This window comes from Streptomyces sp. NPDC056600, assembly GCF_042792855.1.
In the GTDB taxonomy this organism is placed as follows: domain Bacteria; phylum Actinomycetota; class Actinomycetes; order Streptomycetales; family Streptomycetaceae; genus Streptomyces.
This window is the reverse complement of the sequence record NZ_JBHTVQ010000112.1, coordinates 1-12,148: the sequence shown is the minus strand read 5'-3', so window position 1 is coordinate 12,148 and position 12,148 is coordinate 1. Positions and strand designations below refer to the sequence as shown.

The window sequence follows — 12,148 nt, the reverse complement described above, 5'->3', positions numbered from 1 at the left end:
CCCCGAGGGAGCCCTGCCACCGGCCGGTCCTTTTCCCCACCACCGGCAGCGCCCCTGCCCGCACTTCGCCGCAGACACTTTCTGCCTCTTTACGGCCAATTTGTAAGCCTTTTTAGGGAGATAAAGGGATGGCTTTGACCGCACGAGTCCGGACGCGTGACGGATGGGCCGTGTCGCACGCGGTCGTCACGCTGACCGACGCCCACGGCGCCCAGGCCCTGCGCGCCGAGGCCGACGCCGAGGGCGTGGTGCGGGACGCCTCGGCCCTGGCGCCGGGCGCCTACACGGTGATCGTCACCGCCGTCGGCTACGCCCCCGTGGCCGCCAGCGCCCTCGTCACCGCCACCGGGCGCGCCGAGGTCGGCACCGTCACCCTCGCCCGGCAGGGCGGGGAGGAGCTTCCGCCGCCCGGACCGTGGACCGTCGACCCGGTGCACTCCACGGTCGGAGCCGTCGCCCAGCACCTGGGCATCTCCAGCGTGCGCGGCCGGTTCACCGAGTTCGCCGGCACCGTGGAGATCGCCGCCGACGACGTCGCCCACTCGCGGGTGGACGCCGTGATCGCCGCCGCCTCGATCGACACCGGCAACCGCATGCGCGACGAGCACCTGCGCTCCGAGGACTTCCTCTTCGTCGACGAGTACCCGGAGATCACCTACCGGTCGCACGGCCTGACCCCCTCCGGCTCCGACCGCTGGACGGTGCACGGGGAGCTCACCATGCGCGGCCTGGTCCGCCCGGTCGACCTGGACCTCAGCTACCTCGGCACCGGCGCCGACCCGTGGGGCGGCACCCGCGCCGCCTTCCGGGCCACCGCCGAGCTGCGGCGCGAGGACTTCGCGATGAACTACAACCAGATCGTCCAGGCCGGCATCGCCGCCATCGGCACCACGCTGCGGGTGGAACTGGACGTCCAGGCGGTGCGGGGCACCGAGCTGCCGGCCGCCTGACGGCCACGCGCCGGCCCGCCGCCGGGACCGGCGGGCCGCGACCCCTCGGGCCCGTCCGGCCCCTAGGCTGCGGGGCATGGCACCGAACATCGCGACCAACCTCTCCGTGTCCCTCGTGGAGCTGCTGGACTTCGTCCGTCCCCGCCACCGCGCGATCCTGCTCACCCGCCGCGGCGACGGGGGCCCCCAGGGCTCGCCGCTGACCTGCGGGGTCGACGACTCCGGGCGCATCGTGATCTCGACGTACCCGGAGCGGGCCAAGACCCGCAACGCCAAGCGCGACGAGCGGGTCTCGGTCCTCGTCCTCAGCGACGACTGGAACGGCCCGTGGGTGCAGATCGACGGCACCGCCGAGGTGATCGACGCGCCGGACTCGGTGGAGCCGCTGGTGGAGTACTACCGGAACATCGCGGGGGAGCACCCCGATTGGGACGAGTACCGGGCCGCGATGCTGAAGCAGGGGAAGTCGATCATCCGCGTCACCCCGGTCTCCTGGAGCCCGGTCGCCACCGGCGGCTTCCCGGCCCGCCTGGTGGCGGAGCAGGACTGACCCGTCCGCCGGACCGCCGCGGGGCGGGGCCGACCCGTCCGCCGAGCCGCCGCGGGGCGGGCCGACCCGTCCGCCGGGCGCCACGGGGCAGGCCTGATCCGCTCGCCGGGCCGCTGACCCGCCCGCCGGACCGCCGCGGGGCGGGCCGACGCGTCCACCGAGCCGCCGCGAGGCCGGACTGATCCGCTCACCGGGCCGCCGCGGGCCGGTCCGGGTCACTCCCGGGTCAGAACAGGCCCTGCTGGGCCGGGGCGGGGCCCTGCGGCGGGAGTTTCAGCGGGAAGGGCAGACCCGCGCCGTCCTCCGGGGCCGCGGTGAGCGGCCAGCCCGGCAGCAACCGGGTGTCCAGCACCACCACGCCCTGCCCGGTCCGCAGGTGGAGGTCGGGCCCGGCGGCGGCCAGCAGCGTCCCCTCCACCGCACCGCCGGGCACCAGTTCGCGCACCGTCCCGGCCGCGGGCGGCAGCCCTTCCAGCCCGAACACCGCCGCGTGGTCCACCACCTCCAGCGGCTCCCGTTCCAACGCCTCCGGCCACCCGGGCAGCTCCGACGCCCGCGCGTGCAGCGCCGCGACCTCAGCCGCCCGTTCACCGGGCGTCGGCGGCAACGCCGCCCGCACCGCCCGCTTGGCGTCGTAGGCGATCCGGTCCGGCACCCGCAGCGCCGCCCGCAGCAGTTCCTCCGTCCTGCGCGCCGCCATCAGCGGCCCGCGCCCCAGCCAGGTGAACGTCACCGCCCCCTGTTCCAGCAGCCGGTCGGGCCCGCGCCGCAGGGCGGTGATGCCCACCTTGGTCATGCCGGGGCCGAACCAGGCCAGGTAGACGTGGTACGGCTGCGGGTCGTCGGCCCGGGTGTCGGCGGCCACCGAGTGGGCCCGCTCCAGCCGCGCGCACTCCTCGCAGCGCGCCGACCCCGACCGGCCGGGCACCTCCGCCGCCACCGGGCAGGTGTTGCCGCGGGCCCCGACACAGCGGCGGACCGCGTCCTGCGGCACCGCGAGGACCACCCGCTTCCCCGGTGGGAGCGCGCTCTCCCGGCCGCCCCGCCACCGCAGCAGCGGGCCCTCGGCCGTCCAGCGCAGCCCTTCGCTCCGCCAGCTCCGCGCGGTCAGGACGCCTGCCCCTCGTGCCTCTGCCCGCTCACGCGTCCGTCCCCCTCGAAGCTGGCCCAGTACGCGGCGGCCATGTCCTGCCGCCCGCGCCCCTGCTCGACGACCCGGCGGAACCGCTCGGCGCTCGCCGCGGCGACGTCCAGCCGCACCCCGTGCCGCTCCCCGGCCTCCACGATCAGCCGCGCGTCCTTGGCCGCGGTCTCCGCCGCGAAGGAGGCCGGGGTCAGCCGGTCCTCCATGATCATCCCGGCCTTGAGCCGCAGGTAGGGCATGTCGAGCGGGCCGTCCGCGACAAGGTCCAGGAACGCCTCGGGGGCAGCCCCCAGTGCCTCGGCCAGGGCCAGCGCTTCGCCGGCCGCACCGGTCACCGCCAGCACCCAGCTGTTGGCCACCAGCTTCAGCCGCGTCGCACCGCCCTGCGCGCCGTCCTCCCCGGCCCACACCGTGCGCACGCCGACGGCGTCGAACACGGGCGTCACCCGGTCCCGTTCCGCGACCGGCCCCGCGGCGATCACCGTCAGCTTGCCCTCCTCGGCGGGCTGCCGGGTGCCGAGCACCGGCGCGTCGAAGAACACCAGACCGTGCTTCCCGGCGAACTCCGCCAGCTCCGGCAGCGCCTCCAGCCCGGCCGTGGTGGCCTGCGCCCACGCGGCGCCGGCCCGCAGCCCCGGGGCCGCCTGCCGCATCACCTCCAGCGCGGCGGCGCCGTCGTACAGCACGGTGAGGACCACGTCCGCGCCCTCGACGACCTCGGCCGGCGTCCCGGCGACGTGCGCCCCGTCCGCGGCCAGCGGCTCCGCCTTCTCCCGGCTGCGGTTCCACACCCGCAGGGCGTGCCCGGCCCGGGCGATGTTGCGGGCCATCGCGGCCCCCATGATCCCGGTGCCCAGCACGGCCACGGTGCGCTTTTCCGTCATGACGTCAGCTCCCTGTGCGGTGAACCCTGTCCGGGCACCTGCGGCGGTACCCGTCCCCACTATGGCCCGGCGGCCGTCCAGGTCCGGTCCGACTTCGCCGAACCCGTTGACCCGCCTGCCCGGAGCCAGGACGATCAGCCGATGATCAGCGTCTCGGCACCGTCGACCACCGTCGTCCTGTGCGTTCTGGCGGCGGGGCTGGCCACGGCCTTCTTCGGCATCCACCTCTTCACCCGCTGGGGCTCCGCCCGCGCACGGGCCCGCCTGCGCCGGCGGCACCCCCTCGGCGACACCCCGACCGCCACGCGCCGCGTCCGCCGGGCGGCGATCGGCTGGACCACCCTGGGGACGCTGCTCTGCCTCGCCTGCGCCGCGGCTCTGGTCGTCACGTACGACCCGCAGAAGACCCGCTTCGAGGCCAGGGACCCCTACCGGAGCTGCGGTGACGTCACCCTCGCCCAAGGGCAGGAACTGAAGACCCGGGCGACACGGGAGATCGCCTGCCTCCGCCGTGCGCTGGACCGCGACAGGACCGCCGAGCTGAAGGTCACCTCCCTCACCGTCGAGGGCGACCAGGTCCGCGAGTACTACCGCATCACTCCGCACCGCGCGCTCGAGATCTACACCGACAGCACCGACGACCGGTTCTCCGACGGCACGTGGACCTACTTCGGCTGCGACGACCCGGCCTGGACCCCCGAGCCGTCCTGCTCCCGATAACCCGCCGGCCCTCGGTCCGGCCGGATCACCGGTCCGACGCGCGACCGACGCGTCGGCAGTCCGACGCGTCACCGGACCGCGGTGTCACCGGACCGCGGTATCACCCGCTCAGCGGATCACGCCCGCGACCAGCCCCTGGTGCTCCGGTCGGACCCCGAGCAGCACCGGTCCCGTGGAGGAGCCGCACTCGATCACCATCCCGCGCGGCGGCAGCCACAGCGACTCGCCGAAGGTCGCCGGGCGAACCCGGGGATCCCGCAGCCCGGTTGGCAGCTCCCGCAGCCGGGCCCACGGCCGGGTGGCCTCCCACCGGAACGGCACACCGGTCCGCACCCGGCCCACGGTGAACCGGCCTCCCCGGTCGCCACGCCTGGCCATGACAAGGAGGGAGACCTCCTCCCCCGCCTCGGCCCGCTCCGCCACCCGCCGGGAATGCCGCGCCCGCAACGCGAGACCGACACAGGCCCCCACGGCCACACAGGCCATCTGAGAAATCATCCGCCCAGTCCACCAGGCGACCGGCCTCCCGCCAAGGGCGCGCGGCTGGGAGACTGCCTGCCCGTGACCCACTCCGACATCCCTCTGCGGAACCTGGGCGCGCGGGTGGACCAGGCGCCGTGCGTGATCGACCAGGAGCAAGGCGGGGCCGAGGCCCTCCTGTCGGCGGGCATCGGCCTGCTGTCGCTGCTGACCGCCGACGACCTGCGGACCGCTGCCGCCTCCACCCGGTAGACGGCACTCGAGGTCCACCCCGAGGTGGCCCGGCGCGTCTCCGGCACTCGCAGAACGCTGACGACGGAGGTCTGCGCGGAACCGGACGAGGCACAGGTGCGCCGTGAGCCCTTCGGCGTCGTCTGCCGTACGGCGCGCTAACGCGATGAGGCGGAGACGGTCAACGCGTAGTCCACACCGGTCGAGAAGTCGTCCGATCGTCCACGGACCTCGAGTGCGTGCGTCCCGGGAGAGAGGGACGGCAGCTGCACCCACAGGCCACACCCTGTAGCCGTGAAAAGGCCTTCCTCCGCGGTGATCGGGTTTCCTTGAGCGCCTCGCATCGTGATCGAGTCGCCTTCGTACCGTTCCGGCTCGACCGCCTTGCCGTCGAGGAGCACGGTTCCTTCCGCATCACGCATGAAAGCCGCACAGCTCTCCTGGTCTCCGACCAGGTTGACGACCGGCACAACGATCGGACGACCGTGGGGGACCTGGCACGCCCGCTCGACCTGATCACCGAAGGTCCCGGCCAGGAACCACACATCGTCCGGTTGATTGCGTCCGCACGCGCTTCCGTCCGTGTCGGCGACAGGGTTCGTCGTCTCAGGCTCCGCGGCTGCCCACGTCCACCACCGGCCCTGCAGCTCCGCGGAAGGGGCACCCGCGTTCTCCGTCACCGATGCGGTGCTCGCCGGCGCCGGCCCCACCGAGTCCCCCGTGCCCGCGGTCCCCGGTGTTCCGCACCCCGCCAAGGCCGCCAGCACCACTGCGGTCGAACCTGTCACTCCAGCTCTGAACCTCATACGCCCCTCCCGAACGAACGCGCGCCGAGCCCCCACCGCCGACGCGAGGCAGCAACGCGAGAGGCCCCGGACTCTCGTCCGGGGCCTCTCACCTGTGTGCACTCGGCAGGATTCGAACCTGCAACCTTCTGATCCGTAGTCAGATGCTCTATCCGTTAAGCTACGAGTGCTTGTTTTGTTGTCGTCTCCGTTTCGGTTCCTTTCGGCCCGTCCCGGCGACAGGAAGAACATTACATGACTGCCGCCGACATGTGAAATCCATTCGGCGCACCCGGCCTGAGCTGCGGAAACGTCCAAACGCCGACTCCCGGGGCCACCCCGTGCGCCGGCGGTCGAGCCGCCCGTCAAGGGGTGCGGACGGACGGAGCGCGCGGCCCGGGCGGCCCGAAGAGGCACCGGGTGTCGCCGGGTGCCGCCGAGGGGGAGTGCCCCGCGAGGACGTGACGGCGAACCCCGGCGGCGGACCCGTGGAAACACCTCGGGCCCCTGTTCGAGGAACAGGGGCCCGAGAGATGCGGAGGCGGAGGGATTTGAACCCTCGATGGACCGTAAAGCCCAAACCGCATTAGCAGTGCGGCGCCATAGACCGGACTAGGCGACGCCTCCAGCACAGCTCTCGCGCAAGCGCGAGTGGTGTGTGCAGATGATGACACAGACGAGCGCCCGGTCACCAATTGGCCCCCACGGTACTAGGCGCGTGGCCCGCAGGGCAAAGGGCTTACGGCGTGCCGGAGGAATCGGCGCCAGGCCGGCTTCGGACCGGCTTCGGACCGGTGTACGAGACCGCTACCGGGAGGCGCCCTCCCGCGTTGAGCAGGGCATGTCGCACGCCACCACTCGCACCGCCGCCCGGCCGGCCCGGGCCGTCCTCTCCGCCGTCGCCGCCGTCGCGGCTCTCGCCGCCGCCCCGGCCCCGGCCGCCGGTTCGCCGCTCGGGGACCACGAACTGCGGGACCGGCTCACCGTCACCGTCGAGCACGCGGGGAAGGGCCTGGACGGCCGGTACCGGCTCGACTGCCGTCCCCACGGCGGCGACCACCCGCACGCGGCGGCCGCCTGCGCCCGGCTCGACGAACTGACCCGCCCCGCACGCCCGGCCACCACGGGTCCCGGCGGCTTCGCGGGACCTGCCCTCGGCGCGGGTCCCGAGGGCCCGGCCGGTCCGCGGGACCCCTTCGCCCCGTCGGCGCCGGAGGCGTTCTGCACGATGGTGGACGGCGGCCCGGCCACCGCACGGATCACCGGATGGTGGGACGGGCGAAGGGTGAACGCCGCGTACGACCGACACGACGGCTGCCGCACCGCGCGCTGGGACGCGATGGTGCCGGTCCTCCCGGAGATCCGGGCCGCACGATAGTCGCGGGGCTCCGCCGAAGCCCCCGGAAAGGCCCAGGAAGAGGAGGGTCGGGCAGCACATTTCCCCCACACCTCGCGTCAACCTCTCGTGCGACCTCCCTCTCATCCGGGGCCGCCGGGGCGCGCGGTGCCCGTAGACTCTGCCCGTGACACGTGCCGGGGCGGTTGGCAAGATGGCCCACACGGTCAGCACGGTGCGGTAACAGGGAGGAATGCGTCTCGTGAGCAGCAGGCCATCCCGAGGCGCTGCTCGCCTCGCAGCCATACTGGACGCGCTTCCCGACGCGCTGGTCCTGGTCAACGCCAACGGCACCGTCGTCAACGCCAACACCATCGCCCTGGACGCCTTCGAGACGCCCGGCACCGCCCTGGTGGGCCGCGGACTGCTCGACCTGCTCCCGGAGTTCGACTCCCGGCTGATCCCCGGGTCGATGCGGCGGCCGGACGACTCCCTGCAGCCCGGCGCCCGGACGAAGCCCACCCGGATGATCGCCCGCCGCACCGACGGCAGCGAGTTCCCGGTCGAGGTCACCAGCGCCAACCTGGAGAACGGCGGCCAGGCCCACGACGGCCACAGCCCCGCCTACACCGGCGACGAGCTGCTGATGCTGGTCGTCCGCGACCTCACCGGCACCGTGGACACCGAGGCCGAACTCGCCCGCTCGCAGCGGCAGACCGAGATGATCCTGCGCGCCGCCGCCGAGGGCGTGGTGGGCACCGACACCGACGGCCGGGTGGTGCTGGTCAACCCGGCGGCCGCGCAGATCCTGGGCTACCGGGCCAACGACCTCGGCGGCCGCGAGCTGCACGAGCTGATCCTGCACTCGCGCCCCGACGGCACCCCCTTCCCGTACGACGAGTCCCCGCTCGCCGACACCCTGCGCTCCGGGCGCAAGCACCGGGTGCGCGGGCAGGTGCTGTGGTCCCGCGGCGGCGACAAGGTGCCGGTGGACCTGACCACGGCGCCCGTGCGCGACGGCGACCAACTGGTCGGCGCGGTGATGACGTTCACCGACCGGCGGCCCTTCGACAACCTGGTCAAGGAGCGCGAGGACGCCGAGAAGCGGCACGAGGAGGAGCTGGAGAAGCTCTCCGAGGAGCACGCCTCCGAGCTGACCTCGCTGCGCCAGCAGCACGTCGGCCAGGTCGAGGAGCTCACCGAGTCGCACGCCGAGGAGATCCGCAAGCTCACCGAGGCCCACGCGGAGGAGGTCCGCGAGCTCACCGGGACCGGCGCCGAGAAGGTCCGCGAGCTCACCGAGCGGCTCGAGGAGGCGACGGCCGACGCCGAGGAGCGTTACGCGTCGCTCGCCGAGCGGGAGAAGGACCGCCACGACGAACTGGCCGCCCGCCACGAGCAGCTGCTGTCGCTGCTGGGCGGATCGCTGCGCGGGCCGCTCGACGAGCTGCGCCGCGAGCTGTCCGCCCTCGCGGCGGACGACGCCGGCCAGCTGTGGCCGGAGGCCAACCAGGTGCTGCACCACCTGTCGGCCGGCTACTCCCGGATCACCCAGCTGATCGACAACGTGCTCGGCTACCAGTCCCTGGCCGCGGGCGGCGAGGAGCTGCACCGCGCCAAGGTGATGCTGGACGCGGTCGTCGCGGCCGGCGTCGACGGCGCGGTGGAGCTGATCGGCCCCGGCCGGGTGCAGTTCGCCGTGCACGCGCCGCCCATCGAGGCGGAGGTCGACCCGCAGCGCCTGGCCACCGCGCTGGCGCACCTGGTGGCGGACGTCGCCGGGGTCGACGCGACCGGCAACGCGCCCGTCTCCACGGGCGGTTACATGGACAACACGGTGGTCGTGGCGGCCGCCCAGCGCGGCGAGGTGGTGCGCATCGAGGTGCGGGGCCCCTACTCCGGCGGGGACCCGGTCCACGGCCCGGTCGTGCAGGGCATCGTCCGCGCCCACGGCGGCGTGCTGCAGACGCACGAGGTGCCGGGGATGAGCGGCAGCGCCTTCGTGCTGGAGGTGCCGCTGGGGACCGGCGCGGGCGTCGTCGAGGCCCCGGCTCCGGCGGCCGTGGCCCCGGAGGCGGCGCCTGCTGCCGGGGCGACCGGCGGGGCGGCCTCGGCCGGTGGCGGGCGGCGGCGGGCGCGGCGTTCCTCGGTGGACGCCTTCCTCGACGACGCCCCCCGGCCGGACGCGACCACGGACGCCCCCGCGGGGGCGACGGCGTCCGCGGCTGACCCGGATGCGGCGGTGCCCGGCGCCGAGCAGGCTCCCACCGCGCCGACCGGGCGCCGGCGCCGGCGTGCCGCCGCGGCGGACGAGGACTCGGTCGACGTCGCGCTTCCGGCGCAGCAGCCGGCGGGCGCGCAGGACTCCGGCACGGCGGCTCCGGCGGCGGCCGGTACGGGCCGTCGGCGGCGCGGGCGGCCGAGCCCGGAGGAGACCGGCGCGGCCGTGGAGCGGACCGGGCAGCCCGGCGTCCCGGCGCAGTCGCCGCCGACCGGTGCGGTGGTGACGGCGGCCGAGCACGCGGCGGGCGCCGCGGCCAACGCCGTGGGACTCGGCGGGACGGTGCCGCCGCAGGGCGTGCCGGTGCCCGCCGGGGGCCGCGCTCCCGAGGCGCAGGGCGCGGCGGCGTTGCCCGCCGCGTTGCCGGCGGCGGGAGCCGACGCGGGACAGGACGCCCAGGCGCAGGCCGCCGGTGCGCAGACCGCGCAGCCGTCCGGGCGGCGGCGTCGTGCGATGGCCGCCGCCGAGGCGAGGGCCGCGGCCCAGGAGGCCGCGCCGCGCTCGCCGTTCGCGCTGCCGCCGGCCGACGCGGACCGCGCCACCGACGGCGCGGGGTCCGACCTGGCCGGTGCGGGCGTGGCCGGTGCGGGTGCGTCCGGTGCCGGAGTGGCGCAGGGCGTTGCTCAGCCAGGGCTGCAGGCCGTTCCCCAGCCCGGCCTCCAGGCTGTTCCGCAGCCCGGCCTCCAGGCTGTTCCCCAGGCGGGGCCGCAGGCGGCTCCTCCGGGGGCGGCGCCTCAGGTTCCGCAGGGCGGCGCCCCGTCCGGGATGCAGCCCGTCCCCCAGCCTGGGACACAGCCGGTCCCGCAGCCCGGGATGCAGCCGGTGCCCCTGCCCGAAGCCGTGGCACAGCCCGGAGCCGTGGCACAGCCTGGTGTCGTGCCGCAGCCCCAGCCCGTGCCCGGGCAGCCCGTGCCCGGGCAGCCCGTGCCCGGGCAGCCCGGTGCCGCGCCGCAGCCGGTGCCCCTGGGGCTCCCGGCTGCCGGGCAGCAGGCGCCGGTGCCCGCGCAGGGGACCGCCCCCGCCGCGGCGGCCGCGCAGCCCGTCCCCGCGCAGCAGCCCGTGCCGGGGCAGCCCGTCACCGTGCCTGCCCAGCAGCCGATCGCCGTGCAGCCGGTCGCGGCCCAGACGGCCACGGTCCCGCCGCAGGGCGGGCCGCAGGACGTTCCCCAGCCGGTGCCCGCGCAGGCCCCGGCGGGCTCGGCCATGGCCCAGGTGCCCGGCCCCGCCCCGGTCTGGCCCGGTGCCGCGGTTCCCGGCGCGCCCGCGCCGCAGGCACCCCAGGGCGCCCCGGCCCCGCAGCAGCCCGCGCCGGGAGCGACCCCGGTGGCCCCGCAGGGCACGGCCGCCCCGGTGCAGCCGCCCACCCCCGGGCCCGGCACCACACCCCCTCAGGCCCAGGCCCCGGTGCAGGCGCAGGTCCAGGCGGCGCAGCCCGTGCCGCCGCCGCAGCCCCGGCTGGCCCAGCCGCTGCCCGCCGAGTCGACGGCCACGCCGCCGGCCCCGGCACAGCCTCAGGCCCAGCCCGCGGCTCCGACCCCGGCCCCGTCTCCGGCACAGCCCGCCGCGCCCGCCGTGACACCCCCGGGCGACAGCACCAACAGCACACAGGGCCGCGCGTTCAGCGTCCGCACGCTCGGTCAGGGCGTTCCGTTCGCCCGCCGTCCCGGGCAGGGCCAGCAGACCCCGCCGCCGGTCAACCCGGCCTCCAACGGCCGCCGCCGCAAGCTGGGCACCCGTGCCGCCGAGACCGAGCCCACCGCGACGCCGGCCCCGGTCACACCGTCCGCCGCTCCCGGCACCCCCGGCTCCCCCGCGGGCGGTGTCCCGGCGCTGCCCCCGGTGCCGTCCGTCGGACTGCCCCGGCCGCCGGCCCCGGCTCCCCGGCCGGGCGCGCTGCCCGACAACAGCGTGGGCCGGTCCTACGCGATCGGCGCGCCGGACGCCGACGCCGCCGAGGGTCCCGAGCCGCTGGACGGTCCGGGCGGGGCCGTCGAGGTCTCGGACCAGCCGCAGCCGCGTCCGATGGACGACGAGCTGCCGCCGGAGCCCCTCGACAACCCGCGCCGTCTGCTGGTCTGGCCCGCTCCGGACCCGACCACCCGGCAGGCGCTCAGCGACCGCGGCTACCGCCCGGTGGTGGTCAACTCCCGCGAGGAGGTGGACGCGCAGATCGCCGCGTTCCCCGCCGCGCTCTTCGTCGACCCGCTGACCGGCCCGATCACCCGGACCGCCCTGCAGTCGCTGCGCGAGGCCGCGGTCGCCGCCGAGGTCCCCGTCATGGTGACCGCGGGGCTGGCGCACGCGCCCCGCGAGGAGGCGTACGGCGCCGACCCGGCCGTGCTCTTCAAGGCGCTCGCCCCCAGGGACAGCGACCAGCATCCGCCCCGCGTGCTGCTGATCGAGGGGCGCGACGAGGTCGCCCTGGCGATGACCGCCTCGCTGGAGCGGCGCGGCATGCAGGTCGGACGGGCCGTGGACGACGGGCAGGCGGCGGCGGTGGCCGCGCAGATGCTGCCCAACCTGGTGGTGATGGACCTGATGCGGATGGACCGGCGCCGGGCGGGCATCCTCGACTGGCTCCGCGCCAGTGGCCGCCTCAGCCGCACCCCGCTGGTCGTCTACACGGCGCCGGTGGAGCCGCACGCGCTGCCGTCGCTGGCGTCGGGGGAGTCGGTGCTGTTCCTGGCCGAGCGCTCCACCGAGGACGAGGTGCAGGACCGCCTGGTCGACCTGCTGGCGCGCATCGGCACCAACTGACGGCACGGGAGAAGGGGCGCCCCGCGGCAC

At 75.8% G+C, this 12,148-nt stretch carries 10 protein-coding genes and 2 tRNA genes; 6 read left to right on the top strand and 6 right to left on the bottom strand.

Features of this window, described 5'->3' with window-relative positions; genetic code table 11:
- The first annotated feature begins 128 nt into the window (after positions 1 to 128).
- Both ACFRAV_RS30735 and ACFRAV_RS30730 read left to right on the top strand, forming a co-directional pair.
- Complete coding sequence (locus tag ACFRAV_RS30735) at positions 129 to 950, top strand: YceI family protein (protein ID WP_382560710.1); 822 nt, start codon at positions 129 to 131, stop codon at positions 948 to 950.
- Between the two features lie 76 nt (positions 951 to 1,026).
- Positions 1,027 to 1,500, top strand: a complete 474-nt coding sequence (locus ACFRAV_RS30730; RefSeq protein ID WP_351113827.1) for a PPOX class F420-dependent oxidoreductase — start codon at positions 1,027 to 1,029, stop codon at positions 1,498 to 1,500.
- Positions 1,501 to 1,726: 226 nt separating this feature from the next.
- On the opposite strand, the gene ACFRAV_RS30725 is transcribed toward ACFRAV_RS30730, so the two are convergent.
- Together ACFRAV_RS30725 and ACFRAV_RS30720 are read right to left on the bottom strand one after the other, a co-directional pair.
- Positions 1,727 to 2,611, bottom strand: a complete 885-nt coding sequence (locus ACFRAV_RS30725; RefSeq protein WP_382560713.1) for a DUF2797 domain-containing protein — start codon at positions 2,609 to 2,611, stop codon at positions 1,727 to 1,729.
- Entirely contained in the window at positions 2,608 to 3,528 is a 921-nt protein-coding gene (locus tag ACFRAV_RS30720; protein ID WP_382560706.1) for an NAD(P)-dependent oxidoreductase, read from the bottom strand. Before ACFRAV_RS30720 ends, ACFRAV_RS30725 begins: the two co-directional genes overlap by 4 nt.
- 141 nt (positions 3,529 to 3,669) lie before the next feature.
- On the opposite strand from ACFRAV_RS30720, the gene ACFRAV_RS30715 reads away from it, so the two are divergent.
- Positions 3,670 to 4,248 carry a hypothetical protein gene (locus tag ACFRAV_RS30715; RefSeq protein WP_382560703.1) on the top strand — a complete coding sequence of 193 codons (579 nt, stop codon included), beginning with the start codon at positions 3,670 to 3,672 and terminating at the stop codon, positions 4,246 to 4,248.
- A gap of 108 nt (positions 4,249 to 4,356) precedes the next feature.
- Here the strand turns inward: ACFRAV_RS30715 and ACFRAV_RS30710 are convergent, their stop codons facing one another.
- Positions 4,357 to 4,734 carry a hypothetical protein gene (locus tag ACFRAV_RS30710; RefSeq protein WP_382560701.1) on the bottom strand — a complete coding sequence of 126 codons (378 nt, stop codon included), beginning with the start codon at positions 4,732 to 4,734 and terminating at the stop codon, positions 4,357 to 4,359.
- Positions 4,735 to 4,809: 75 nt separating this feature from the next.
- Between ACFRAV_RS30710 and ACFRAV_RS30705 the strand changes: the two genes are divergently transcribed.
- The gene (locus ACFRAV_RS30705; protein WP_382560698.1) at positions 4,810 to 4,980 is read left to right on the top strand and encodes a hypothetical protein; all 171 of its coding nucleotides are present in this window, start codon (positions 4,810 to 4,812) and stop codon (positions 4,978 to 4,980) included.
- A gap of 137 nt (positions 4,981 to 5,117) precedes the next feature.
- Here ACFRAV_RS30705 and ACFRAV_RS30700 read toward each other — a convergent pair whose 3' ends face one another.
- From ACFRAV_RS30700 to ACFRAV_RS30690, 3 genes are all read right to left on the bottom strand, one after another.
- The gene (locus tag ACFRAV_RS30700) at positions 5,118 to 5,639 is read right to left on the bottom strand and encodes a signal protein (RefSeq protein WP_382560695.1); all 522 of its coding nucleotides are present in this window, start codon (positions 5,637 to 5,639) and stop codon (positions 5,118 to 5,120) included.
- A gap of 223 nt (positions 5,640 to 5,862) precedes the next feature.
- A tRNA-Arg gene (locus ACFRAV_RS30695) sits at positions 5,863 to 5,935 on the bottom strand.
- A 345-nt stretch (positions 5,936 to 6,280) separates the two neighbouring features.
- Positions 6,281 to 6,371: transfer RNA gene (locus tag ACFRAV_RS30690), tRNA-Ser, on the bottom strand.
- Between the two features lie 214 nt (positions 6,372 to 6,585).
- Between ACFRAV_RS30690 and ACFRAV_RS30685 the strand changes: the two genes are divergently transcribed.
- Positions 6,586 to 7,122 (top strand): hypothetical protein, encoded by a 537-nt coding sequence (locus ACFRAV_RS30685; RefSeq protein WP_382560692.1) that lies wholly within the window; start codon positions 6,586 to 6,588, stop codon positions 7,120 to 7,122.
- 220 nt (positions 7,123 to 7,342) lie between these two features.
- Entirely contained in the window at positions 7,343 to 12,118 is a 4,776-nt protein-coding gene (locus ACFRAV_RS30680) for a PAS domain-containing protein (protein ID WP_382560690.1), read from the top strand.
- The last annotated feature ends 30 nt before the right edge of the window (positions 12,119 to 12,148 follow it).